21 protein-coding genes and 1 tRNA gene are annotated in these 23,554 nt (G+C 69.1%); 7 read left to right on the forward strand and 15 right to left on the reverse strand.

Going from position 1 to position 23,554, the window contains the following annotated elements; all coding sequences use genetic code 11:
- Window positions 1–36 precede the first annotated feature (36 nt).
- Window positions 37–1,446, reverse strand: coding sequence for an acyl-CoA synthetase (locus tag ON31_RS23645; protein WP_039816982.1), 1,410 nt, complete (start codon window positions 1,444–1,446; stop codon window positions 37–39).
- Window positions 1,447–1,580: 134 nt separating this feature from the next.
- On the opposite strand from ON31_RS23645, the gene ON31_RS23650 reads away from it, so the two are divergent.
- Window positions 1,581–2,432, forward strand: coding sequence for an oxygenase MpaB family protein (locus tag ON31_RS23650; RefSeq protein ID WP_039816952.1), 852 nt, complete (start codon window positions 1,581–1,583; stop codon window positions 2,430–2,432).
- Between the two features lie 17 nt (window positions 2,433–2,449).
- Here the strand turns inward: ON31_RS23650 and ON31_RS23655 are convergent, their stop codons facing one another.
- On the reverse strand, window positions 2,450–3,082 hold the full coding sequence (locus tag ON31_RS23655; RefSeq protein ID WP_029931443.1) for a TetR/AcrR family transcriptional regulator: 633 nt from the start codon (window positions 3,080–3,082) through the stop codon (window positions 2,450–2,452).
- Between the two features lie 158 nt (window positions 3,083–3,240).
- Here ON31_RS23655 and ON31_RS23660 point away from each other — a divergent pair, with 158 nt between their 5' ends.
- On the forward strand, window positions 3,241–4,107 hold the full coding sequence (locus ON31_RS23660) for an oxygenase MpaB family protein (protein WP_039816953.1): 867 nt from the start codon (window positions 3,241–3,243) through the stop codon (window positions 4,105–4,107).
- 337 nt (window positions 4,108–4,444) lie between these two features.
- On the opposite strand, the gene ON31_RS23665 is transcribed toward ON31_RS23660, so the two are convergent.
- The 7 genes from ON31_RS23665 to ON31_RS23695 all read right to left on the reverse strand — a co-directional run bounded on the left by ON31_RS23665 (window position 4,445) and on the right by ON31_RS23695 (window position 11,052).
- Window positions 4,445–5,392: a proline dehydrogenase family protein gene (locus tag ON31_RS23665; protein WP_029931441.1), complete on the reverse strand. Its 948-nt coding sequence runs from the start codon at window positions 5,390–5,392 to the stop codon at window positions 4,445–4,447.
- The gene (pruA, locus tag ON31_RS23670; protein ID WP_039816954.1) at window positions 5,392–7,026 is read right to left on the reverse strand and encodes an L-glutamate gamma-semialdehyde dehydrogenase; all 1,635 of its coding nucleotides are present in this window, start codon (window positions 7,024–7,026) and stop codon (window positions 5,392–5,394) included. Before pruA ends, ON31_RS23665 begins: the two co-directional genes overlap by 1 nt.
- A gap of 40 nt (window positions 7,027–7,066) precedes the next feature.
- Complete coding sequence (locus ON31_RS23675) at window positions 7,067–8,590, reverse strand: GMC oxidoreductase (protein WP_255222230.1); 1,524 nt, start codon at window positions 8,588–8,590, stop codon at window positions 7,067–7,069.
- 268 nt (window positions 8,591–8,858) lie between these two features.
- Window positions 8,859–8,932: transfer RNA gene (locus ON31_RS23680), tRNA-Asp, on the reverse strand.
- Window positions 8,933–9,023: 91 nt separating this feature from the next.
- The gene (dapC, locus tag ON31_RS23685; RefSeq protein ID WP_039816957.1) at window positions 9,024–10,130 is read right to left on the reverse strand and encodes a succinyldiaminopimelate transaminase; all 1,107 of its coding nucleotides are present in this window, start codon (window positions 10,128–10,130) and stop codon (window positions 9,024–9,026) included.
- Window positions 10,131–10,139: 9 nt separating this feature from the next.
- A complete protein-coding gene (gene fdxA / locus ON31_RS23690; protein WP_029931437.1) occupies window positions 10,140–10,463 on the reverse strand; it encodes a ferredoxin in 324 nt (107 codons plus the stop codon).
- A 151-nt stretch (window positions 10,464–10,614) separates the two neighbouring features.
- The gene (locus ON31_RS23695) at window positions 10,615–11,052 is read right to left on the reverse strand and encodes a MarR family winged helix-turn-helix transcriptional regulator (protein WP_051037663.1); all 438 of its coding nucleotides are present in this window, start codon (window positions 11,050–11,052) and stop codon (window positions 10,615–10,617) included.
- A gap of 80 nt (window positions 11,053–11,132) precedes the next feature.
- On the opposite strand from ON31_RS23695, the gene ON31_RS23700 reads away from it, so the two are divergent.
- Window positions 11,133–12,290 (forward strand): MFS transporter, encoded by a 1,158-nt coding sequence (locus ON31_RS23700; protein WP_039816958.1) that lies wholly within the window; start codon window positions 11,133–11,135, stop codon window positions 12,288–12,290.
- 68 nt (window positions 12,291–12,358) lie between these two features.
- Here the strand turns inward: ON31_RS23700 and ON31_RS23705 are convergent, their stop codons facing one another.
- Window positions 12,359–15,019, reverse strand: coding sequence for a bifunctional FO biosynthesis protein CofGH (locus tag ON31_RS23705; RefSeq protein WP_039816959.1), 2,661 nt, complete (start codon window positions 15,017–15,019; stop codon window positions 12,359–12,361).
- A 128-nt stretch (window positions 15,020–15,147) separates the two neighbouring features.
- On the opposite strand from ON31_RS23705, the gene ON31_RS23710 reads away from it, so the two are divergent.
- Genes ON31_RS23710 through ON31_RS23720 form a run of 3 tightly spaced genes read left to right on the forward strand, consistent with a single transcriptional unit; the run spans window position 15,148 to window position 17,842 of the window.
- On the forward strand, window positions 15,148–15,654 hold the full coding sequence (locus ON31_RS23710; protein ID WP_039816961.1) for a PH domain-containing protein: 507 nt from the start codon (window positions 15,148–15,150) through the stop codon (window positions 15,652–15,654).
- A complete protein-coding gene (locus ON31_RS23715; RefSeq protein WP_306306425.1) occupies window positions 15,651–17,240 on the forward strand; it encodes a PH domain-containing protein in 1,590 nt (529 codons plus the stop codon). Before ON31_RS23710 ends, ON31_RS23715 begins: the two co-directional genes overlap by 4 nt.
- The gene (locus tag ON31_RS23720; RefSeq protein ID WP_039816962.1) at window positions 17,237–17,842 is read left to right on the forward strand and encodes a hypothetical protein; all 606 of its coding nucleotides are present in this window, start codon (window positions 17,237–17,239) and stop codon (window positions 17,840–17,842) included. The genes ON31_RS23715 and ON31_RS23720 overlap by 4 nt, the downstream gene beginning before the upstream one ends.
- 70 nt (window positions 17,843–17,912) lie before the next feature.
- Here ON31_RS23720 and ON31_RS23725 read toward each other — a convergent pair whose 3' ends face one another.
- From ON31_RS23725 to typA, 5 genes are all read right to left on the reverse strand, one after another.
- Window positions 17,913–18,410, reverse strand: a complete 498-nt coding sequence (locus tag ON31_RS23725) for a hypothetical protein (RefSeq protein WP_051037664.1) — start codon at window positions 18,408–18,410, stop codon at window positions 17,913–17,915.
- Window positions 18,407–18,565: a hypothetical protein gene (locus ON31_RS37325; protein WP_162836497.1), complete on the reverse strand. Its 159-nt coding sequence runs from the start codon at window positions 18,563–18,565 to the stop codon at window positions 18,407–18,409. The genes ON31_RS23725 and ON31_RS37325 overlap by 4 nt, the downstream gene beginning before the upstream one ends.
- A gap of 5 nt (window positions 18,566–18,570) precedes the next feature.
- Window positions 18,571–19,494 (reverse strand): N-acetyl-1-D-myo-inositol-2-amino-2-deoxy-alpha-D-glucopyranoside deacetylase, encoded by a 924-nt coding sequence (mshB, locus tag ON31_RS23730; protein WP_051037665.1) that lies wholly within the window; start codon window positions 19,492–19,494, stop codon window positions 18,571–18,573.
- Window positions 19,491–21,206 (reverse strand): ABC transporter family substrate-binding protein, encoded by a 1,716-nt coding sequence (locus ON31_RS23735; protein ID WP_051037669.1) that lies wholly within the window; start codon window positions 21,204–21,206, stop codon window positions 19,491–19,493. Before ON31_RS23735 ends, mshB begins: the two co-directional genes overlap by 4 nt.
- Window positions 21,207–21,275: 69 nt before the next feature.
- Window positions 21,276–23,171, reverse strand: a complete 1,896-nt coding sequence (typA, locus tag ON31_RS23740) for a translational GTPase TypA (protein WP_039816965.1) — start codon at window positions 23,169–23,171, stop codon at window positions 21,276–21,278.
- 153 nt (window positions 23,172–23,324) lie between these two features.
- Here typA and ON31_RS35790 point away from each other — a divergent pair, with 153 nt between their 5' ends.
- Window positions 23,325–23,504 (forward strand): hypothetical protein, encoded by a 180-nt coding sequence (locus ON31_RS35790; RefSeq protein ID WP_081592687.1) that lies wholly within the window; start codon window positions 23,325–23,327, stop codon window positions 23,502–23,504.
- Window positions 23,505–23,554 lie beyond the last annotated feature (50 nt).

Below are 23,554 nucleotides of genomic sequence, written 5' to 3' on the forward strand. Positions count from 1 at the left end.
CCTCGAGCGGGCTCGAGGTCAACCCCGCGCCTCATGTCACAGCAGCAGCTTCTTCTGCACCTTGCCCATGGCATTGCGCGGCAGGGATGCGACCACGCGGATCTCGCGCGGGCGCTTGTGCACCGAGAGTTCGCCCGCCACATGGTCGATGAGCCGCTGCTCGATGGCCGCGGAGTCGCCGTCACGCAGCACCACGAAGGCGACGATCCGCTGCCCGAGATCGTCGTCGGGCACTCCCACCACGGCGGTTTCGGCCACGGCGGGGTGCCCGAGCAGTGCGGTCTCGATCTCTCCGGCCCCGATCCGGTAGCCGCCGGATTTGATGAGGTCCACCGATTCCCGGCCCACGATGCGATGGAATCCGGCGGCGTCGACGACCGCCACGTCGCCGGTGGTGAACCAGCCGTCCGCGGTGAAGTTCGCGGCGGTCGCCTCGGGCCGGTTCAGGTAGCCGTCGAACAGCATGGGCCCGCGCACCTGTAGTCCGCCGACACTCTCCCCGTCGTGCGGCACCGGGTTCCCGGCCTCGTCCCGCAGTCGTGTCTCGACACCGGCGACCGGGGTGCCGACCCATCCGGGCCGCCGCTCCCCGTCCGGCCGGGTGGACAGGGTGATCATGGTTTCGCTCATGCCGTAGCGCTCGATCGGCGCGTGCCCGGTGAGTTCGCGCAGCCGCTCGAACACCGGCACCGGCAGCGGGGCGCTCCCGGAGATCAGCACCCGGGCGGACGCCAGTTCCCTAGCCGCGGCAGGCGTTTCGACCACCCGCGACCACACGGTCGGAACGCCGAAGTACATGGTCCCCCGCGCTCGCGCGTACGCCTCGGGCGTCGGCTTGCCGGTGTGGATCAGCGGGCTGCCCACCCGCAGCGGCCCCAGCACACCCAGGATCAACCCGTGTACGTGGAACAGCGGAAGCCCGTGCACCAGTACGTCGTTCGCGGTCCACCCCCACGCCTCGACGAGTGCGTCCAGCCCGGCGGCGACGGCCCGGCGGCTCAGTATCACACCCTTGGGCGCGCCGGTGGTGCCGGAGGTGTACAGGATGAAAGCCGTTGCCCCGGGGTCGGGTTCGGCATACGTATGCCAGGAGCGGGCGTGCTTGCGCACCGGCACCACCGGCAGCGTGCTGCCTTCGGGAGCCTTCCCCAGCCACGCCTGCGCCCCCGAATCGGTCAGGATGTGCGCCAGTTCGGCGCTGCCCGCGTCGGGCGGCACCGGCACCACGGTGACCCCGGCGATGAGGCAGCCGACCACGGCCAGCACGGTGGTGACGGTCGGCTCGGCCAGCACGGCCACCCGCTGCGCCCGTGCCACCCGTTCGGCGACGGAGGTGGCCGCGCCCAGCAGATCGCCGCGCGACAGCGTCACGCCGTCGATGGTGACGGCATCGGGAATATCGTCCCCGGCGGCGACGGCGGCGGGATTCAACGAGCTCAGCAGCAGCGGCGACCCATACGACACGCCGCCAACGGTACTGCCCGGATCGAGGTCGTCACGATTCGGCCGGAACGGTTGACACTCCCCTGAGCGGGTAAGAAAGTATGTGTATAACCTTCTCATCGAGAACGGGGTCAACGATGACCAGTCCCCTGCGCCTGCCCACGCACGAACCGGACCTGCCGCCGATCGATATCCGGCAGTTCGTCGACGGGGCCGCGGGCCTGCTCGGCGGAGCGGCCAATGTGATCATGCAGCTGTCCCAACCACCGGTCGGCTACGGCGTGGTGGAGAGTCCGGTCGACAGCGGCAATGTCTTCAAGCATCCGGTGAAGCGACTGCGCACCACCGTCACCTACCTCGCCGTGGCCATGCTGGGCAGCGAGGACGAGCGGGCCGCCTACCGCGCCGCCGTGGACACCTCGCACCGCCACGTCCGCTCCCGCCCGGGTAGCCCGGTGAAGTACAACGCCTTCGATCCGAAACTTCAGCTCTGGGTGGCGGCCTGCCTCTACTGGGGCGCGCGGGATCTCTACCAGCGCATGCACGGCCCCATGGACGACACCACCGCCGACGCCTTCTACCACTACTCGGCCCGGCTGGGCACCACGCTCCAGATGCGCCCGGAGATGTGGCCGCCGACGCGTGCGGACTTCGACCGCTACTGGGCCGAGAATCTGGCCCGCGCCGCCATCGATCCGACGGTGCACGCCTACTTCGACGATCTGATCGACCTGAAGATGCTGCCGCGCCCATTCCAGCTGGCCTTCGGGCCGACCCACCGCTTCTTCGTCACCGGCCTGCTGCCCCAGCATCTGCGGGACGAAATGGGGATGACCTGGTCGCCGCGCCAGGACCGGGTGCTGGCCCGCATGCTGCGCACGCTGGGTCGGGTCGAGGACCACCTGCCCACGGCCGTGCGCACCTTCCCGCTCAATCTCTATCTGACGGATATGCGCGTGCGCCGCCGCCTGGGACTGCGGCTCGTCTGAGCAGGCCGGATATCCCCTCAGATCAGCCGGAACCCGGGAACCACGTGCTCGACGGCGAATTCGCGCAGCTTCTCGGGCTCGTCGAGCGGGATGACGGTTTGCGGGGTCAGCGCCATGGACAGGGCGGTGCGCGCGATCATCTCGGCCAGCGGCATCGGATCGTAGTGCGGCAGTTTGCCTTCCGACTGCAAGCGGGTGATGAACTCGGCCAGGTAGTCGCGGCCGAGTTCGATCACCGGCGCGCCCTGCACGGTGAGATACGGCAGCACCATCTCCGGCTCGGTACTGAGCAGCCGCACCAGCAGCTTGTTGCCGCGCAGACCTTCGATGAAAGCGGTGAACAGCGCGACGATCTGATCCTCGGCGCTGGCGTCGCGCTCGATCTCGCTGGCGATGGCGGCGTCCACGGAGTCGATGAACTGCCGGGTCTGCCGCAGCCCGACGGCCTGGATGAGGTCGTTCTTGCCGGCGAAGCGCCGGTACAGGGTGGCCAGCGACAGTCCGCCGCGCCGCGCCACCTCGACCATGCTGGTGCGCTTGATGCCGAAGTCCAGGAAGGCCAGCAGGGCGGCATCGAGCACGGTGGCCTGATTGCGGTCCTCGGGCCCCGATCCGCGCACCAACGGCAGCAGTTTGGCCAGTTTGGCCATGTACCCGATCCCCTCTCGGTGCGGCGAAACGATGACACACAAATCATCGCACATTGACACCACCCGCCCGGAGTGAGAAGGTGCGAGGAGATAATTCTCATACTCTCTCCACGGCGCGACTGCGAGGTGGGGAGCGAGGACAAGGAGACGAGTCAACGATGACCGCCCCTCTGCGCAAATCGGAGTACCAACCGGTCGATATACCCGAATCGTTCACCCCGGAAACAGTGCGGGAGCACATCGACGGCGTGGCGGCCTTCCTCGGCGGCGCCGCCAACGTGATCATGCAGCTGTCGCTGAAGCCGGTCGCCTACGGCGTCATGGAGAGCGATGTGCACAGCGGCGCGATCACCGTGCACCCGATCAAGCGACTGCGCACCACGCTCACCTACCTCGCCGTCGCCTGGCTCGGCGACGACCGCGACCGCGCGGACTACCGCGAGGCCGTCAACGGCTCGCACCGCACCATCCGCACCAAGCCGACCAGCCCGGTGAAGTACAACGCCTTCGATCCGAAACTCCAACTATGGGTCGCGGCCTGCCTCTACTGGGGTGTGGACGACCTCTACCACCGCATGCGTGGCCCCATGAAACCCGATGTGGCGGAGTCGTTCTACCGGTACTGCGCCCGCCTGGGCACCACCTTGCAGATGCGCCCGGAGATGTGGCCCGCCACCCGCGAGGAGTTCTACGCCTACTGGGACGCGACCCTGCCCACGCACACCATCGACGAGCCCACCCGGCGCTACTTCAACGACCTCACCGACCTGAAGATGCTGCCGCGCCCGCTCCAACTGGTCTTCGGCCGCCTGCACCGCTTCATCGTGACGGCTCTGCTGCCCCAGCACCTGCGCGATCAGATGCACATGACCTGGACCGCCCGCGACGAGCGCGTCTTCGGCGCCATGCTGCGCGCCATCGCCACGGTGTGGACCCGCCTGCCGGTCCCGCTGCGCCTGTTCCCGTTCAACTTCTACCTCGCCGATATGCGCATCCGGCGGCGACTGGGTCGACCGCTGGTCTAGGGCATAAGGGGCCTGCGGTTGCCGGGCGGGCGGGAAAGCTGACACTCCCGCCCGCCCGATCATTCGGCGCGCTGCCCGTGCGAGCTTTCGCCGATTCCGCGCCGACAGGCCCCTACGGCCGCACCTCCACCCGCTCCGGTCCAGACCGACTCGCGTACGCACCGGTACCCGGCCGCACTGCGACCGCCCCTCGGCCACACGCGCAACAACTCTCGGCCACAGGCGCAACGGCTCTCGGCGGCAAGCTCGACGGCTCTCGGGCCTTAGCTCACCGACCGAGGACCTCCGGTTCGACGCCGCCCGGCAGCGTCGTTCCCGAAATCGACGCAACCGCCGATCAGTTCCGTTCGGCCAGCGCCCGTAGGAAGAAGCCCAGGTTGGCGGGCCGCTCGGCGAGCCGCCGCATCAGGTAGCCGTACCACTGCCCGCCGTAGGGCACGTACACGCGCACGGTGTGCCCCTGTTCGACCAGGCGACGCTGTTCGGCGTCGCGAATCCCGTACAGCATCTGGAACTCGAAATCCCCCGCGCCCCGGCCGTATTCGGCGGCCTCGGTGAGCGCGGCCGCGATCATGGCCGGATCGTGCGAGGCCACCATGGGGTAGCCGTCGCCGCGCATGAGCACGTCCAGGCATTCCAGGTAGGAGGCGTCCACCTCGGCACGCTTCTGGTACGCGACCGTCGCGGGTTCCTGGTACGCGCCCTTGCACAGGCGGATGCGCGCCCCCGCCGCCGCCAGCTCCCGGCAGCGTCCCTCCGCCGCCCGCAGATAGGTCTGCACCGCGACCGCCAGCCACGGAAACTCCTCGCGCAGCTGACGTACCGCCTCCAGGGTCTCCTCGGTGGTGGTGTGGTCCTCGGCGTCCACGGTCACCCACACCCGCGATTCCTCGGCCTTCCCGCACAGCTTGTGCAGATTCTCGATGGCGATGGCCGGGCCGTCCTGCCCCAGCGACTGCCCCAATGCCGAGAGCTTCACCGAAACCTCCACGCGCGGTGCGGTTTCCTGCCCGCCGCCCAGGGCGGACAGATCGTCGATGAGCGCCACGTATTCGGCCACCGCCGTATCCGCCATGGCCCGCTCGGTGGTGTACTCGCCGAGGAAATCCACGCTGACGGCGCGTCCGTCGGCGAGCAGTGCGCGCACCACCGGAGCGAGTTCCGCGCGCGTCTCCCCCGCCACGAACCGCCGCACCACCCCGGAGGTGACGGGAGCCGAGGCGATCGCCCGCCGCAGCCGATCCGATCCGGCCGCGGCGAGGATGACCGGGCGCAGGGGATTCATCACGCCTCCATGTGCGGGTAGCGGTAATCCGTTGGCGGAACGAAGGTCTCCTTGAGCGAACGCGGCGCGACCCAGCGCAGCAGATTGAGATAGGACCCGGCCTTGTCGTCGGTCCCGGAGGCGCGGGCCCCGCCGAAAGGCTGCTGACCGACCACCGCACCGGTGGGCTTGTCGTTGACGTAGAAGTTGCCCGCCGCGAATCGCAGTGCGGCCGAGGCCTGGTCGACGGCCTGGCGGTCGGTGGCGAAGACGGCTCCGGTGAGCGCGTAGGGCGCGGCGGAATCGACCTCGGCGAGCACATCGGCGTAGGCGTCCGGATTGCGGTCGTCGTAGACGTACACCGCGAGGATGGGACCGAAGAACTCGGTGCTGAAGGCTTCATCGGTCGGATCGTCGGTGAGCAGCACCGTCGGCCGGATGAAGTACCCCTCGCTGTCGTCGTAGGTGCCACCGGCGGCGATGGTGACCCCGCGCTCCCGCGCCCGCTCGATGGCCGCGACGCTCTTGTCGTAGGCGCGCCGATCGATCACGGCCCCACCGAAATTCGATAGATCGGCCACGTCACCGTAGCTGAGCCCTTCGACCTCGGCGAGGAACTCGTCCCCCATGCGCTGCCACACCGATGCGGCGATGTAGGCGCGTGAGGCCGCCGAGCACTTCTGCCCCTGGTATTCGTAGGCTCCGCGAATCAGCCCGGTGCGCAACGCGTCCGGGTCGGCGGAGGCGTGCGCGACGATGAAGTCCTTGCCGCCGGTCTCGCCCACCAGGCGCGGATAGCCGCGGTAGTTGCCGATATTCGCGCCCACCTGCTGCCACAGGTACTGGAAGGTGCGGGTGGAGCCGGTGAAGTGGATCCCGGCCAGGCGCGGATCGGTCAGCGCCACCTCCGACAGCCGCACCCCGTCACCGGTGACCATATTGATGACCCCCGGCGGCATCCCGGCGGCTTCCAGCAGTTTCATCACGTAGTAGGCCGACAGCGTCTGGGTGGGCGACGGTTTCCACACCACCGTATTGCCCATCAGTGCCGGTGCGGTGGGCAGATTGCCGGCGATGGCGGTGAAGTTGAAGGGGGTGACGGCGTAGACGAACCCCTCCAGCGGCCGGTAGTCCATGCGGTTCCAGACTCCCGCCGAGGACTGCGGCTGCTGCTCGAGAATCCCGCGGGCGAAGGCCACATTGAAGCGCCAGAAGTCCACGAGTTCGCAGGGTGCGTCGATCTCCGCCTGCTGCGCGGTCTTGGACTGGCCCAGCATGGTGGCGGCGGCGACCGTCTCCCGCCACGGCCCGGCCAGCAGGTCGGCGGCCCGCAGCAGGACGGCCGCCCGTTCGTCGAAGGGCAGCGCCCGCCAGTCCGCCGCCGCGGCCGTCGCGGCTTCGACGGCGGTCCTGGCCTCGTCGTGGGTGGTATTCGTGTAGGTCCCCAGCACGTGCCGGTGTCGATGCGGCATCACGATGTGGTGCCGCTCGCCGCCGCCGGGCTGGTGTTTGCCGCCGATCACCAGCGGCACGTCCACCGTCTCGGCGGAGAGTTCGGAGAGTCGATCACGCAGCAGCGCGCGTTCCCGGCTTCCCGGCGCGTAGGAGTGCACCGGTTCGTTACCGGGAAGGGGGACAACCGTGACAGCGTCCATATCCCAGGCTAACGCGTACCCGGCTACGGACGCCGCCGACTCACAGGTCGTTCGCCACGATGTTCTCGATATTGCGTTCGGCCAGTGCGGTAATGGTGACGAACGGATTCACGCTGGTATTGCCGGGTATCAACGACCCGTCGATGACGTAGAGGCCGGTGTAGCCGGGCAGGCGGCCGTAATTGTCGGTGGCCTCGTCGAGCACGCAGCCGCCCAGCGGGTGGTAGGTGAGATCGTCACCCCAGGTCTTGTACACGCCGAAGAGGTCGGTCCGGTAGATCGTCCCCTCCTTTTTGTTGATCTTGTCGAAGATGCGTTTGGCGGCGTCGATGGAGTACTGGTTCTGCGAGGTCTGCCAGTTCAGGTCGACCTTCCCGGTACCGGAATTGAAGGTGAACTGCGCCCGGTTGGGATTCTTGGTGATGGCGAGGTAGAGGCTCACATAGGTCTCCAGCCCGGCCGGGAACGGCGCGACCTCCGCGAAGGCCGGGCCGCCGGTGTCGGCCCAGTTGTCGATGCCCAGGCACGGCATGCTGGATTGCAGTTTCCCGGTGCCGTCCCACATGTGGTTGGCTCGGCCCACCATGACATTGCCGTTGTTGCCCCACTTCTTGCCGACGGTGTCGGGCAGGTCGGGCAGCTTGCCCTGCGCCTTCATGGCGACCAGCAGCTTCGAGGTGCCGATACTGCCCGCCGCGAAGAACACCTTCTGCGCCACAACGGCTTTGGTCGCCACGGTCGCGCCGGAGGTGTTGATCTGGTTCATCTCCACCCGGTAGCCGCCCTCGGTCGGGGATACCGCGGTCACCACGTGCAGGGGTGTGATGCGGACCTTGCCGGTGCCGGTGGCGGCGGCCAGATACGTCTTGTCCAGCGACCGCTTGCCGTGGTTGTTGCCGTAGATGACCTCGCCGTCCAGGGCGGAGCGGGTGACGGTGCCCGCCTGCTCCTTCTTCATGTAGCCGAAGTCGTAGACGTTGGGCACGAAGGTCCAGCCGAAGCCGGAGCGCTCCGCGTGTTTGCGGCCCACCCGCGCGAACTGGTAGCACTCGGCGGACTCGAACCAGTTCTCGTCGATGTGGTTCACGCCCAGGCCGCTGTTGGCGCGCGGGTAGTAGACGTTGTACATCTCATCGGCGTTCACCGAGGGCAGGATGTCGGCGAAGTGCTCCCGCCGGGGCGTCACCGCCATACCGCCGTTGACCAGGGAGCCGCCGCCCACGCCCCGGCCCTGGTAGACGCGGATGCCGCCGAAGTGCTCGGAATCCAGGACGCCGGTGTACCTTTCGATGTCCTTGTTGTAGTCGCCGCCGACGAAGTAACCGATGGGCTGGTCGGTGCGGTCCCGCAGCCAGTACGAGCGGCCGTCGGGTTTCAGCACCGGGCAGAAGATCTTGCCGTCGGATCCGGGCGTATCCCAGGACTTCCCCATTTCGACCACGGTGGTCTCCACCCCCGCCTGCGCCAGCCGCAGCGCGGCCACCGCTCCCCCGTATCCGCTGCCGATGACGAGTGCGGGGATCGTCTCCCCGTCCGCCAGCGGTGCGGCCAGCGCCCGTGTCATGGACCTCCCCACCAGCGCGGCGGCAACAGTGAAACCCGTTGCAGCTAGAAACCCGCGCCTGCTCACCCCCCGCCCGAACCGGCCACCAACAGGCATTTCATAGGTGCGAACAGACAAACCCAGGCTCCTCATCGAGTCGTAGATGGGAACCTGTTATAGCGATGAGAAACGCGACCGCGCGGGATATTCCGGACACGCCGGAAATCTTTCGATCATGGAGTGAAAAGGGCGGGGTGAACAGAATGTTCACCGCTGGAATCAATCCTTGCGACCCTGACGGGACTCGAACCCGCGACCTCCGCCGTGACAGGGCGGCGCGCTAACCAACTGCGCCACAGGGCCTTACTCGCACCGACCCGCGGGCCGACTGCGTGGAAGACGCTATCACGCCGCTCGACACCGGAGGAAATCGGCTGGTCAGACGACCAAACCGCTATTCGGCGAGACGTGCCGCGGCGGCCGCGATGCGCTCATCGGTCGCGGTCAGCGCGATGCGCACATGTTCGGCGCCCAGCGGACCGTAGAACTCGCCCGGGGCGGCCAGGATGCCGCGCTCGGCCAGCCGATCCAGGGTGACCCGGCACGGCTCCCCGCGCGTGCACCACAGGTACAGCCCGGCCTCCGAATGGTCGATGCGGAATCCCGCCTCCACCAAAGCCTTTCGCAGCACCTCGCGGCGCACCCGGTAGCGCTCCCGCTGCCGCGCCTCGTGCTCGTCGTCGGCCAGCGCGGCCGTCATGGCGGCCTGGATCGGGAAGGGCAGCATCATGCCGGAGTGCTTGCGCACCTCCAGCAGTTCCGCCACCAGGTCCGGATCACCGGTCACGTACCCGGCGCGGTAGCTGGCCAGATTCGACGTCTTGGACAGCGAGTGGATGGCCAGCAGGCCGGTGTGGTCGCCGTCGCACACCTCGGGATCGAGGATGGACACCGCCCGCCCCTCCCAGGCCAGTCCCAGATAGCACTCGTCCGAGGCCACGATCGCGCCGCGTTCCCGCGCGAACTCCACCACCTTGCGCAGATGCTCGACCCCGAGCACCTTGCCGGTCGGATTCGACGGCGAGTTCACGTAGATCAGGGCGGGCGCTTCCGGGCCGAGCCGAGTCACGCCGTCCGCGCGCAGGATTCGGGTTCCGGACAGCAGCGCGCCCACCTCGTAGGTGGGGTACGCGACCTCCGGAATCACCACCAGATCCGCCGCGCCCAGCCCGAGCATGCGCGGCAGTCCGGCGATCAGCTCCTTGGTGCCGATGACGGGCAGCACGGCGGCCGGGCCGACGCCCGTGATGCCGAACCGCCGCTTCATCGCCTCCACGGCGGCCGTGCGCAATTCGGAGGTGCCGTGCGTGGTCGGATAACCCGGTATCTCCGCCACCGAGGACAGCGCCGCACGGATCAGTGGATCCACCGGATCGACGGGCGTGCCCACCGACAGGTCGACGATGCCGCCGGGATGCTCGGCGGCCCGAGCCTTGGCGGAAGAGATGGTGTCCCAGGGAAAATCGGGCAGCAGCGAGCTGACCCGGCCACGCGCGCTCAAACCTGCTGCCTACTCGCTGGCCATCGGCGGTAGCGCGGCGATGAACGGCGGGTCGTAGTCGACCTTGCCGACCTTGGTCGCGCCACCGGGCGAGCCGAGATCGTCGAAGAACTCGACATTGGCGTTGACGTAACCGCTCCACTGATCCGGGGTGTCGTCCTCGTAGAAGATCGCCTCCACCGGGCACACCGGTTCACATGCACCACAGTCCACGCACTCGTCCGGTTGGATGTACAGCATGCGGCCGCCCTCGTAGATGCAGTCCACGGGGCATTCCTCGATGCACGCCTTGTCCTTCACGTCAACGCACGGTTCAGCGATGATGTACGGCACTGCCGCTCTCCTAGTCTGTCCTCACATGCGGGATACTCCGCCCGCGAAACAGTATCCCGGCGCCCCAACATTACTACTGGCCAGCCTGCCCTAACTCGGGGCGAATGCTATCCCACCGACCTCGGTGAGCCGACCGGCGCGGCCACACTCGTCACGGGTCCTCCGATGCCACCAGCAGCCGCAGCAGTTCTCGCAGTTCCCGCTGCTGCGCGACACCGAGCCTGGTCAGTGGCGATCCGCTCGCCAGTCGCGTCAACACCGCATCCCGGCTGCGCTGCCCGGCGGCGGTGAGCTCGAGTCGTTTGGCTCGCCTGTCGGTCGGGTGCGGGGTGCGCTCGACCAATCCTTGCGCCTCCAGCCTATCCACTACGAAGGTCACATTCGACGGCTCGCACGACATACGAACGGCCAGTTCGCGCGCGGTGACGGGTTCGGACAGCTCCCGCAGCGCGATCACCTGCGTGGGGGTCAGCCCGAGGTCCTCCGCCGCGCGGCGCACGTGCACATCGAGCCGACGAGTGAACGAGTGCACGAGTTTGCACACGTCACGGTCGATTTCCCGAGTCACGTCGGCGTCTCGCCCACCCATGCCGCCGAGTCTAGCGGCGTTCATTCGAACTGTGATAGTTCTAGTTCGAATCATTCGAGTTGTAACTACTTGGAGCGTCCGTGAAACTTCCTGTTCTCTCCCTCACACTTGTCGTATTCGGGCTCACCACCGGCGAATTCGTGATCGCCGGGATCCTTCCGGAGGTGGCGGCGGACCTCGCCGTACCGGTGTCGTCGGCGGGACTGCTGGTCAGCGCCTACGCCCTGGGCATGATCGTCGGCGGACCGGTGGTCACGACCCTCACCGCGCGCCTACCGCGCCGACCGCTGATCCTCGGCCTCATCGCGTTCGCGGTACTGGCGAATCTGGCGTCCGCCCTGGCACCCGGCTATGCGCTGCTGCTGGCCACCCGCTTCGCCGCCGGTCTGGTCGTGGCCACGTTCTTCGCCATCGCCATCGCGACGGCGGTGCGGCTGGCGCCGCCGGGCCGGGAGGCATCGGCCGTCGCGCGGGTGGCGCTGGGCATGAATCTCGGCATCGTGCTGGGCAGTCCGCTCGGCACGCTCGTCGGTCAGCACTTCGGCTGGCGAACCACGTTCGTGGTGGTGGCGGCGTGCGCCGCGCTGGGACTGCTGGCGGTCGCGCGTTTCGTCACCGACCTGCCCGCGGCCACCACCGGATCCGTGCTCGGTGAGCTGCGCGTCCTCGGCGATCGCGGACTGCTGCTGGCCATCGCGCTCACGGCGGCGGGCAATCTGGGCGTGGTCATGGTCTTCACCTACATCGCGCCGCTGCTGACCGATGTCGCCGGCCTCACCGCGGCGGCCGTGCCCGCGCTGCTGCTCGTCTACGGCGCGGGCGCGATCGTCGGCAACCACGTCGGCGGACGCCTGGCCGACCGGGCCCTGCTGCCCGCCCTCATCGGCCTGCTGCTCGCCCTGTCCGCGACCCTGGCGCTGTTCTGGGCGGTCGGCGAGGTCGCCGTGGCCGCCGCCGTTCTCGTCTTCGCCCTGGGCGCACTGGGATTCGCGATCATCCCGGGCATGCAGGCGCGCGTGGTCGCGGCCTCCGCCGCCGCACCGACCCTCGGCGTCGCCGTCAACGCGGCCGCCTTCCAGGTGGCGGCCGCCCTCGCCGGACGTGTCGGCGGCTGGGTCATCGCCGACGGCCCGGGCCTGCGAGCGCTCCCGCTCATCGGCGCGGCCCTCACCACGGTCGGGGTGGCGGTCGCGGTACAGCTGCGGTACCGGGACCGGACCACACTCGTCACGGCGTGACCCGAAGCCGACACCGCCCGGTCTCGTGCGCCGCCGGGGCACGGCTCGGGCCGCCCGCCGGAGTCAGCTCAGCTCACCGGCAGGGAGACCGGGGTGCGGCGCGGCGGGGTGCCGTAGGTGGTGGTGCGCTGGCGCACCGGGCGGCCGATACCCGTCGCGATCTCGGTCAGTTCCGCCACCGTCTTGGCCGAGCCGTGTTCGGAACCGGCCATGCGCGAGATTGTCTCCTCCATGAGGGTGCCGCCCAGGTCGTTCGCGCCGCCGTTCAGCATCAGCTGGGTGCCCGTGATACCGAGCTTCACCCAGCTGGTCTGGATATTGGCGATGCGGCCGTGCAGCATGATGCGGGCCAGGGCGTGGGCGGCGCGGTTGTCACGCACCGTGGGGCCGGGACGCGAGGCACCGGCCAGGTACAGCGGTGCGCTCTGGTGCACGAAGGGCAGCAGCACGAATTCGGTGAAACCACCGGTCTCGTCCTGGATTCCGCGCAGCACCCGCAGGTGGCCGACCCAGTGCTTCGGATTGTCCACGTGCCCGTACATCATGGTGGAGCTGGAGCGGATGCCCAGCCGGTGCGCGGTGGTGATCACCTCGATCCAGGCCGAGGTGGGCAGTTTGCCCTTGGTGAGAATCCAGCGCACCTCGTCGTCCAGGATCTCGGCGGCCGTACCCGGAATCGTGTCCAGCCCGGCCTCTTTCAGCGCCGAGAGCCAGTCGTGGATGCTCTGCCCGCCGCGCGAGGCACCGTTGACCACCTCCATGGGGCTGAAGGCGTGCACATGCATCTCCGGCACCCGGTTCTTGATGGCGCGCACCAGATCCGCGTATCCGGTGACCGGCAGCTCCGGATCGATGCCGCCCTGCATGCAGATCTCGGTCGCGCCCTCGACCCACGCCTCCCAGGCGCGGTCGGCGACCTCCTCCGAACTCAGCGTGAACGCGTCGGCGTCACCCTTGCGCTGGGCGAAGGCGCAGAACCGGCACCCGGTGTAGCAGATATTGGTGAAGTTGATATTGCGGTTGACGATGTAGGTGACGTCGTCGCCGACGGTGTCGCGGCGCAACTGATCGGCGAAGGCGGTGACCGCCTCCAGCGCCGCGCCGTCGGCCGTGGCCAGCGCCAGGTACTGGTCGTCGGTCAACCCCGCCGGATCGCGCTCGGCCGCCCGCAGCGCCGCCATCACATCGGCGTCGAAGCGCTCCGGCGCGGCGGCGGCCAGCTCGTGCACCTGCTCGCGAATGGTCTCCCAGTCGCCGAACGCGCCCAGCCCGTCGTCGGAAAGCGCGGAGTCACTGCGGGATTCGGTATTGCGGCCCTCGGAGTCGATGGCGGTATTGAGGTCGATGCGCCCGACCGACTCCCAGTCGTGGTCGGGTTCCTGCCACGGCAGCCCCGTCGGTTTGGTGTCGGGGCGCGCCAGCCCGGTCGCCGGATCGGCCAGCGCCGCCACATGGGCCGACACCCGCGGATCGATCCACGGATGCCCCGCCAGCACATACTTGGGATGGGCGGTGACGCGCTCGGTGAGCACATATCCGGCATCGGCGGTGACCTGCGCCAGCACCTCCAGATTCGGCCACGGCCGCTCCGGATTCACGTGATCGGGGGTCAGCGGCGACACCCCGCCCCAGTCGTCCACCCCGGCGGCCAGCAGCGCCCGGCATTCGTCGAGCGAGACCAGATTCGGCGGCGCCTGCACCCGCATCTTGGGGCCGAGCAGAATGCGGGTCACGGCGATGGTGGCCCGGAACTCCTGGAGGTCGGCATCGGGGGTATCGCGCATGGCGGTATCCGACTTGGCCAGGAAGTTCTGCACGATCACCTCCTGCACATGCCCGAACGCCTTGTGCGCCTTGCGGATCGCCAGAATCGATTCGGCCCGCTCGGTCAGGTTCTCGCCGATGCCCACCAGAATGCCGGTGGTGAACGGCACCGACAGCCGACCCGCGTCGGTGAGCGCGCGCAGCCGCACCGCCGGATCCTTGTCCGGGCTGCCGTAGTGCGCCTGCCCCTTCTCGGTGAACAGGCGGGTGGAGGTGGTCTCCAGCATCATGCCCATGGACGGTGCGACCGGCTTGAGCCGCGACAGCTCCGCCCAGGACATCACGCCGGGATTGAGGTGCGGCAGCAGGCCGGTCTCCTCGAGCACCCGGATGGACATGGCGCGCACATAGTCCAGCGTGGAGTCGTAGCCGCGTTCGTCCAGCCACTGCCGCGCCTCCGACCAGCGCTCCTCCGGCCGGTCACCGAGGGTGAAAAGCGCTTCCTTGCAGCCCAATTCGGCACCGCGACGGGCGATGTCGAGCACCTCGTCGGGTTCCAGGTACATGCCGTGGCCCGCGGCCCGCAGCTTGCCCGGCACGGTCACGAACGTGCAGTAGTGGCATTTGTCCCGACACAGGCGAGTGAGCGGAATGAACACCTTGCGCGAGTAGGTGATCGGCAGGACGTCGCCCGCGTACCCGCTGTCGCGCAGCCCCACGTCCCGCACCCGCGCCGCCGTGGCGCACAGATCATCGAGGTCGGCGTCGCGCGCGTGCAGCAGCACCACGGCCTCGTCGAGATTGAGCGTCGCCCCGTCCCGGGCGCGGCGCAGCGCCCGGCGCATGGCGGAGGCGCTCGGCGCCACCGGGGACGATCCTGCGGCACCGCCGGGTCCCGCGGCCGGTGGGCCCTGCGGTGCCGAGGGGAGACTCGGGTTCGGTAGATCCGTCACGTCCTCGATCATGCGCCATCCGTCCGCGTGGTCCGACTCGGGTGTCTATGCGGGGGGGACAACCGGGTGCCGCGGCGCACTATTCCGCCGAAGGAAAGATGTCCACCCCCGTCGCGTGCGGGCATGGAAGCATGGCAGGCATGTCCCAGCCTCTGCGCACCGGCGGCATCATGGCCGACCCCGCATGGCGCCCCAGCCCGCGTGCGAAACTCCTGTGGTCTCTGACAGCCGCCCTGAGCTGGGTATTCCCCTTGCTCGGCCTGATCGTGTGGGCGGTGCTCGATCCCGACCGCCGGGGCTGGCAGCTGGCGGCGCTGATCGTGATCGTGCTCGCGGCCGGCTTCAATATCGCGGTGGTGCCGCTGTGGCGGTTCACCGTGCACCGCTGGGAGATCACCGACGAGGCCGTGTACACCCGTACCGGGTGGTTGACACAGGAGAGCCGGGTCGCGCCGATCACCCGCATCCAGACGGTGGACACCCAGCGCGGACCGCTGGAGCGGCTGCTCGGACTGGCCACGGTCACGGTCACCACGGCGTCCTCGGCGGGCGCGGTCACCATCGACGCGCTCGACCTGCCCGTCGCCGAGGAGACGGTGGAGAAGCTGACCGAGATCGCGGCCAGACATCGCGGGGACGCGACATGAGTGAGCGAACGGACGGCACGACCGAGCACAGCGCGGCAGACCGCACGACCGAGCACAGCGCGGCTCCGGCGAGCACGGCCGAGTCCGGCATGGTGGCTCCCCCGCTCGAAACCCCGTGGCAGCGCCTGGACAAGCGCATGCTGCTGGTGCACCCCATCACCGAGACCGTGAAGTACATCCCGGTGCTGATCGCGTCGGTGATCGGCAGCGCGCAGAGCGAGAACCCGATGTGGGCGATGCTGGCGCTGACCTTCATCGTCGGCGTCGCCGTCACCCGCTGGTTCACCACCACCTACCGCATCGGTCCGGACAATGTGGAGCTGCGCACCGGCCTGCTCGAACGCAAGAAGCTCGCGGTGCCGCGCTCGCGCATCCGCTCGGTGGACATCGAAGCCGATGTGCTGCACCGCATCCTGGGCCTGGCCGTCCTGCAGATCGGCACCGGGCAGCAGGCGGAGCGCGGCGAGGGCTTCAAACTCGATTCCCTGGACGCCCGGCTGGTGCCGGGTCTGCGCGCCGAACTGCTCGCGCACACGGCGAAAACCACCGCACCACAGCGGGTTCCGGGGGCCGAGGACGACGGTCCGGCGGCCGACCGCGAGACGGGTGTCGAGATCGCGCACTGGCGACCGGAGTGGGTGCGTTACGCGCCCTTGTCGCTCACCGGTTTCGCGCTCATCGCACCCGTGGTCGGCCTGGCCTTCCAATTCGGTTTCGCCCGAGTGACTGTCGATTCGGACACGGTCGACAGCCTGGACGACCGCGGGCTGTGGTTTCTGACGGCGGTGGTCGTCGGACTGGCCCTAGCCCTGATCGCGGTGGTCAGCCTGGCCGCCAGCGGGCGATACCTGGCAACCTATTTCGGCCTGAAGGTGCTCGACAACGGCACCACCCTGCATATTCGCCACGGCCTGTTCACCACCCGCCAGATCACCCTGGACCTGGCCCGCCTGCGCGGTGCCACCGTGAACGAGCCGCTACTGCTGCGCCTGGCGGGCGCCGCGGAACTCGAGGCGGTCATGACCGGCACCGATCCCCGCCAGAGGATCCTGCCCCAAGCGCCCCGCGCCGCCGTGGACCGCACCCTCGCCCATCTGCTCGGCGAATCCGCGCCCAGCACGGTCACGCTGGTCCCGCACGGCCCCGCCGCCCGCCGCCGCCGCTACACCCGCGCGCTGAGCCCGGTGCTGGTCGCCGCCGCGGCCATGGCGGTCTACACCGTCGCGGTGCGCCCGCTGCCGCCGTGGTGCTGGATCCTGTTGGCGCTGGCCGCCGTTCTCGCGGTGGCGCTGGCCTGGGACCGCTACCGCGGGCTTGGCCACACCGTCATTCCCGCCGCCGCGGACAACCCCACCTGGCTCATCACCCGCAGCGGTTCGCTGGACCGCGACCGCGACTGCCTGGAGGCCCCCGGCATCATCGGCTGGACGGTCACCCAGAGCTGGTTCCAGCGCCGCGTCGGCCTGGCCACCATCACCGCCGCCACCGCCGCGGGCAAGAAGCGCTATCAGGTCCTCGACATCCCCATCGACCGCGCCTGGGCGCTGATCGAAGCCGTCACCCCGGGCCGCTTGGGCGAGCGGTGACGGGCGAGGTGGAAGTGAGTGAACGGCGCCGATGGTGGCTGCTCGCAGCCCTCGTACTGCTGGTGGCGGGAATCGCGGCGGCTGCCGCGTTGAACCTGTCGGATCGCTACTATCGGTTCGGCTGGATCCCGACGTGGGCTCTGCCCGCATGTTGGACGGCGGCGCTGATCGCCCTCGGGTTCGACGCCGCCTCGAGGCCCGCTCCGCGCCGCATGTGGATACGGGCCACACTCGTTTCCATCCTGGCCTCGCTGACGCTGCTTTTCTGGGGTATCGCGATGGTCGTGGCGATGTTGTTCGACGACAACAAGGTCGTGGCCGTCGAAATGAGTCCGGATGGGCGATTCGAAGCCGCCATGGAGTCGGTCGGGGGTATAGACCCCTCATGTCGAGTCATGCTTCGGGAGCGCGGCTGGATATTGAGCAGGCAGACCCTTGTGTCGCAGCCGTTCGCGGGCCCCTGCCCGGCGCATGTGTCGTTCGGCGTCGGCGACACGATCAGCATTGTCGTAGCGGACGGCCAGGAACCCCAGACGACGACCTTCGACGCCGACCGGATGCGAGTGACGCGGGTGCTGCCGACCTCGGTGCACCACCGCTGACGGCTCTCGCGCGAGCGAACTCGCGGAACACGGCCTCGTTCGTCGAGCGGCCGCACCCCCGACGGGTCGGTCAGTTCGGCCGAGCCGGGCCGATCGCGCGGAGGTTGGCCAGGTAGTACAGGTACAGGCCGGCGGGCAGCAGGCCGCAGACCAGCAGGGCCAGGGTGGGCCAGTCGTTGATGAACAGCACGTCGCCGCCGGGGCCGCCGAAGGTGAGCAGCAGGTAGGACAGGGTCCAGGCGGTCAGTGGCAGGGCGATCACGCCGAGCCGGTCGGTGATCGTCGACATGCCTTTGAGCAGTAGCACGTTCACGACCGCCGCGATGAGCGCGGTGATCGGGAAGGGTATGGAGCCCGCGGTGAGATCGGCGGCCAGTGCCGCCGCCTGCGCCGTCGTCGGCTGGGCCGCCGCCACGTCGGCGTGGCCCAGATAGATGGGCAGGAACAGCGCCTCCAGCACCAGGGTGACGACGCCGTCGAGCACCAGCAGGGCCGCGATGACGCCGGTGAACCAGTTCCGCTGTGACAGCGATCCGAGGCGCGGGGCGGTACCGAGCGCCGCGGTCACGGCACCGGCGGGAAGCCGAGCAGTTCCAACAGGTGGCTCTGCATGTCGACGAAGGTGTGCAGCGCGTGGAGATACAGGTCGTGCTGCGCCTCGAAGTGGGGCTTCTGACTCTCCACGAAGGCGGCGATCATGTTCTGGATACTCCAGTTGTACATGGCGATCAGTCTCCCATTCGGCTCGGACGCGGATCGAGCATGTCGGGCAAACCCGCGAACAGGTCGTGCTCACGACCGTCCGGACCGGAGTCACCGCGCCGACCGCGCACCAGAATGTAGTGCTCCTCCGGCAGCACCGGCTGCGCGATGTCGTTGGAGAGCGCGAACTCCCGGCCCGAGGGCGCCACGGTCACCTGGGTGGCGTGCGCCCGCAGTGCGGCCCGCTTGGCGGACAGCACATGCGCCACATCCACCGTGGTGGTGACGGATTCGCCGGGCACGCAGGCCAGTTCGCCGTCGTGCGGCAGCCGCCAGCCGCTCGGCAGCGCGCCGGGCAGCTGATCCACCGTGCGCCGCTTGAGCGCCTCGGTGTGCATGCGCAGCACCTCGGCATCGGTGACGGTCCAATAGGTTTTGGGCACGTCCCAGCCGCGTCCGGCCACGGCGTCCACCGCGGCCATGGTGATCTCGTGCGCCCGAATGTGATCCGGATGCCCGTACCCGCCGCGCGGGTCGTAGCCGACCACCACCCGCGGCCGCAGCTCCAGCAGCACCGCCACCAGCGCCTCGACCGCCTCGGCACCGGAGTTCACGAAGGCCCGCGGATGCCGGGCCGCGGGTGTCCCCGCCATTCCGGAATCCCGCCAGCGGCCCGCCCCGCCGAGGAAATGCGGCGGCCCGGCGTCCAATTCCGCCAGCGCCCTGGCCAATTCGGAGATCCGGTAGCCGCCCAGCTGATCCGCCTGGTCGGCGATCAGCCGCGCCCACCGCTCCCCGATGACCTCACCCTCTTCGCCGAGCGTGCAGGTCACCACGGTCACCGGCACGCCGAGTCGGCGGTAGTGGGCGATGGTTCCGCCGGTGGTGATGGATTCGTCGTCGGGATGGGCGTGCACCAGCAGCAGTCCGCCCGTGGCGTACCCGCTCACGGCAGCCGCCGCCAGTTCGCCGCGTCCCCGAAGATGCCGGTCTGGATGGCGCCGCTCAGCGACGCGCCGTCCACTCGCGGGCCGGACGCCGCCACCTGCGTGTCCTGCACGATCGGCAGCACCGTGGCCAGCTCCCACAGCTTGGGTTCGGCGTCGGCGATCACCTGCGGGGTGTCCATGCCGCGCAGCGCCGCGTCGATGGCGGGTTGCAGGGTGGGATCGCAGACACCGGACAGATTGGCCGGTGCGTTGCGGGCCGCCTCGGCGCGGGCGTCCGCGCCGTCGGTCTCGGGGGTTTCCGGGGGCGGGCAGCCGTAGCGGGAGGCCAGCACGGTGGCCGGATCGTCCCCGGCGCGCTCCCAGCCGACGATGGCGTCGATGCCGCCGTCGACCAGTTCCGGTCCGTACAGCTGGTCCGCCGCGACGCTGCGCACCGTGGCATCGATTCCGGCGCTGCGCAATTGGTCGGCGGCGGTATTGGCGACGGCGAGCGTGGCCTCGTCGCCCTCCACCGCGCCGATCCGCACGCTCAACGTCTCGCCGTCCTTGGCCACCGGGCGCGGCTGCGGCGCGGGCGATGTCGGCGAGGCATTGGGCGGCGGTTCCGGTGCGCGCCCGAACCCGGCCTCACCCAGCAGCGCGAACGCCTCCTCCGGACTGATGCGCGGCGGCGCGGTGGGCGCGTAGCCGGGATCCGACGGCGAAAGCACCTGCGCCCGTACCGGTTCCACCCAGCTTCCGGTCTGCGCGCCGACGGTGGCGAGCAGCACCGGATCGAGCAGGCCCAGCACCGCCTTGCGCACCCGCGGGTCGGCCAGGTCGCCGGTGCGGCCGTTGAGCACCAGTTCCATCTCCCGCGATTGCAGATTGGTGGCGGTGCGCACCGAGGGGATGGCGGCCAACTGCGCCTGTAGCGAGACCCCGCCGCGCACCAACGCCATCTGCGCGTCCGCGGTGCGCAGCGATTCGGCGACCTGCGCCGGAGTTCCGCCGCGCCGCAACAGGATCTGGTCCGGCACCGCGGGCGTACCCCAGTACCGGTCGTTGCGCTCCAGCAGGATCTCCTCGCGGCCGCGATCGGTCTGCTTGATACGGAAGTGCCCGCCCGAGATGCGGATGGTGTCGGTGAGCCCGGTCTCGAATCCGGAGTCCTTCACCAGATGCGAGGGCAGCAGGTTCGAGAACAGCTGCCGCCAGGCCGGATACGGCTCCCGCATGGTGACGGTCACCGTCTTGCCGCCCGCCGACGAGCTCACCTCGGAGATGAGCCGATAGCCCGCGGAGTCCACCACACCCGGCTGGGTGATCATCTGCTGCCACAGGTACCGGAAGTCCTCGGCGGCGATGGGCGCACCGTCGGACCAGGACGCCTCGTTGCGGATCTGATAGGTGATGGTGAACGGCTCCTGCGCCGTCACATCCGCCGCCACCATCAGCGCCTCGTCCAGCACCCAGTCGGTCGCCCCCGGCAGCGTCGGACTCGGCACCGGCCGCAGCGGACTGGGCAGCACCATGGACGCCACCGCCGAGGCGGCCGGCGACTGATGCGCCCGCAGATGCGGATTGAACCCGAGCCCGATGTCGTCGATGGCCACCACCACCGACGTATTGCTCGGCTTGGCCGGCGTCGTCTTGGGACTGTCGGTGCTCTCGATGGGCGGCGGCGGATTCGCGGTGCACCCGGTGGCGACCCCGAGACAGGCCGCGACCATAAGCAACACCGCGCGCAACGTCGCACGCCCGTAGGCCCCCGATCTCACGATCGGCACCTTACCGCCTGACTACTGGACAGCGCGGTCGCGGGCTTTGCGGCGCGAGGCTTCGCGGCCGCGTTCGGTGGCGCCGAGGATGACCTTGCGGACTCGGACGATCTCCGGGGTGACCTCGACGCATTCGTCGGCGGCGCAGAATTCCATGGCGCCCTCGAGGTCGAGCTGGAGCGGCTTGGCCAGGGTTTCCAGCACGTCGCCGGTGGCCGAGCGCATATTGGTCAGCTTCTTCTCGCGGGTGACGTTGATGTCGAGGTCCTCGGCGCGCGGGTTGATGCCGACGACGTGGCCCTCGTAGGTGTCCGCGCCCGGTTCCACGAAGAACTGGCCGCGGTCGGCGAGCTGGATCATGGCGTAGGGGGTGACGGTTCCGGCGCGGTCGGAGACCAGCGAACCGGTGTGGCGGGCACGGATCTCACCGGCCCACGGCGCGTAACCGTCGAAGACGGCATTGGCGATGCCGGTGCCGCGGGTTTCGGTGAGGAAGTCGGTGCGGAAACCGATCAGGCCGCGCGAGGGGACGATGAACTCCATGCGCACCCATCCGGCGGCGTGGTTGCTCATCTGCACCATCTTGCCCTTGCGGGCGGCCAGCAGCTGGGTGATCGCGCCGAGGAACTCCTCGGGGGCGTCGACGGTCAGCTCCTCGAAGGGCTCGTGCACCTTGCCGTCGACGGTCTTGGTGACCACCTGCGGCTTGCCCACGGTCAGTTCGAAGCCTTCGCGCCGCATCTGCTCGACCAGGATGGCCAGCGCCAGCTCGCCGCGGCCCTGCACCTCCCAGGCGTCCGGGCGGCCGATGTCGAGCACGCGCAGCGACACATTGCCGACCAGTTCCTGGTCCAGGCGCGCCTTGACCATGCGGGCGGTGAGCTTGTGCCCCTGTACGCGGCCGACCAGCGGCGAGGTGTTGGTGCCGATGGTCACCGAGATGGCGGGCTCGTCGACGGTGATGCGCGGCAGCGCGACCGGGTTCTCCGCATCGGCGAGGGTGTCGCCGATCATGATGTCCGGGATGCCCGCGACGGCGACGATATCGCCGGCCACGGCCTCCTCGCCGGGCTGACGCTCGACGCCGATGGTCTTGAGCAGTTCGGTGATGCGCACCGACTTGGTGCCCTCGGCGCTCATCCAGGCGACGGTCTGGCCCTTCTTCAGCGTGCCGTTGTGGATGCGCACCAGACCGATGCGGCCCAGGAACGGCGAGGCGTCGAGGTTGGTGACGTGCGCCTGCAGCGGCTTGGTGGCGTCGCCCTTGGGCGCGGGCACGTACTTCATGAGCACCTCGAACAGCTCGTCGAGGTTCTCCGCGTCCGGGACGGTGCCGTTCTCGGGGCGCTTGGTGGAGGCGACGCCCGCGCGGCCGGAGGCATAGAGCACCGGCAGGTCCAGGGCCAGTTCGGCGGCCTCGGAGGCTTCGTCGTCGAGGTCGGAGGCCAGGTCCAGCAGCAGGTCGTGGGATTCCTCGACGACCTCTTCGATGCGGGCGTCGGGCCGGTCGGTCTTGTTGACCACCAGGATCACCGGCAGCGAGGCGGCCAGGGCCTTGCGCAGCACGAACCGGGTCTGCGGCAGCGGCCCCTCGGAGGCGTCGACGAGCAGCACGACACCGTCGACCATGGACAGGCCGCGCTCGACCTCACCGCCGAAGTCGGCGTGCCCGGGGGTGTCGATGACATTGATGACGGTGACCGAGCCGTCCGCGTTGTGCCGGTGCACGGCGGTGTTCTTGGCGAGAATGGTGATGCCCTTCTCGCGCTCCAGGTCACCGGAGTCCATGACGCGGTCCACCACCTCGGCGCGCTCACCGAAGACGCCGGACTGGCGCAGCATGGCATCGACAAGTGTTGTCTTGCCGTGGTCGACGTGCGCCACGATGGCGACGTTGCGGAACTCGACAGACGACACGGTTGATCCTCCTGGTGCAAGTGGGTAATGCGGCCGTGTCGACGACACGAGCGCCATCGACCGTTCGGCGATGGTGGCTACGGCCGGATAACAGCGTACCGGCAGTCGGAACTCACACGTTTCACGCGTACGACTTAGGTTAAGCTAACCAACGTGGGAAAGAAGGTGAAGGCCAAGCATGTCTCGAGCTTGAAGCCGAAGAACAAGTGCTGTCGCAAGAAGACGCGCTGCCTGAAATGCCCCGTGGTGATCATGCGCATGAAGAAGTGTGAGGCCGCCGGCGTCTGCGGCAAGGACCTGAAGAAGGCCCTCAAGCACGCCCGCGCGGCCTGAGCGCCCACCCTGCGACTCCGCATCTTTTTCCCCGAGTCCGCCCATCCTCC

Source organism: Nocardia otitidiscaviarum NBRC 14405, assembly GCF_000308635.1.
In the GTDB taxonomy this organism is placed as follows: domain Bacteria; phylum Actinomycetota; class Actinomycetes; order Mycobacteriales; family Mycobacteriaceae; genus Nocardia; species Nocardia otitidiscaviarum.

Excerpts from the sequence above, each read along its gene's own strand:
- ON31_RS23650 (WP_039816952.1), top strand. The coding sequence starts at position 1,581 with ATGACCAGTCCCCTGCGCCTGCCCACGCACGAACCGGACCTGCCGCCG.
- ON31_RS23655 (WP_029931443.1), bottom strand. The coding sequence starts at position 3,082 with ATGGCCAAACTGGCCAAACTGCTGCCGTTGGTGCGCGGATCGGGGCCC.
- ON31_RS23660 (WP_039816953.1), top strand. The coding sequence starts at position 3,241 with ATGACCGCCCCTCTGCGCAAATCGGAGTACCAACCGGTCGATATACCC.
- ON31_RS23665 (WP_029931441.1), bottom strand. The coding sequence starts at position 5,392 with ATGAATCCCCTGCGCCCGGTCATCCTCGCCGCGGCCGGATCGGATCGG.
- pruA (WP_039816954.1), bottom strand. The coding sequence starts at position 7,026 with ATGGACGCTGTCACGGTTGTCCCCCTTCCCGGTAACGAACCGGTGCAC.
- ON31_RS23675 (WP_255222230.1), bottom strand. The coding sequence starts at position 8,590 with ATGACACGGGCGCTGGCCGCACCGCTGGCGGACGGGGAGACGATCCCC.
- ON31_RS23695 (WP_051037663.1), bottom strand. The coding sequence starts at position 11,052 with ATGGGTGGGCGAGACGCCGACGTGACTCGGGAAATCGACCGTGACGTG.
- ON31_RS23705 (WP_039816959.1), bottom strand. The coding sequence starts at position 15,019 with ATGATCGAGGACGTGACGGATCTACCGAACCCGAGTCTCCCCTCGGCA.
- ON31_RS23710 (WP_039816961.1), top strand. The coding sequence starts at position 15,148 with ATGTCCCAGCCTCTGCGCACCGGCGGCATCATGGCCGACCCCGCATGG.
- ON31_RS23715 (WP_306306425.1), top strand. The coding sequence starts at position 15,651 with ATGAGTGAGCGAACGGACGGCACGACCGAGCACAGCGCGGCAGACCGC.
- ON31_RS37325 (WP_162836497.1), bottom strand. The coding sequence starts at position 18,565 with ATGTACAACTGGAGTATCCAGAACATGATCGCCGCCTTCGTGGAGAGT.
- ON31_RS23735 (WP_051037669.1), bottom strand. The coding sequence starts at position 21,206 with ATGGTCGCGGCCTGTCTCGGGGTCGCCACCGGGTGCACCGCGAATCCG.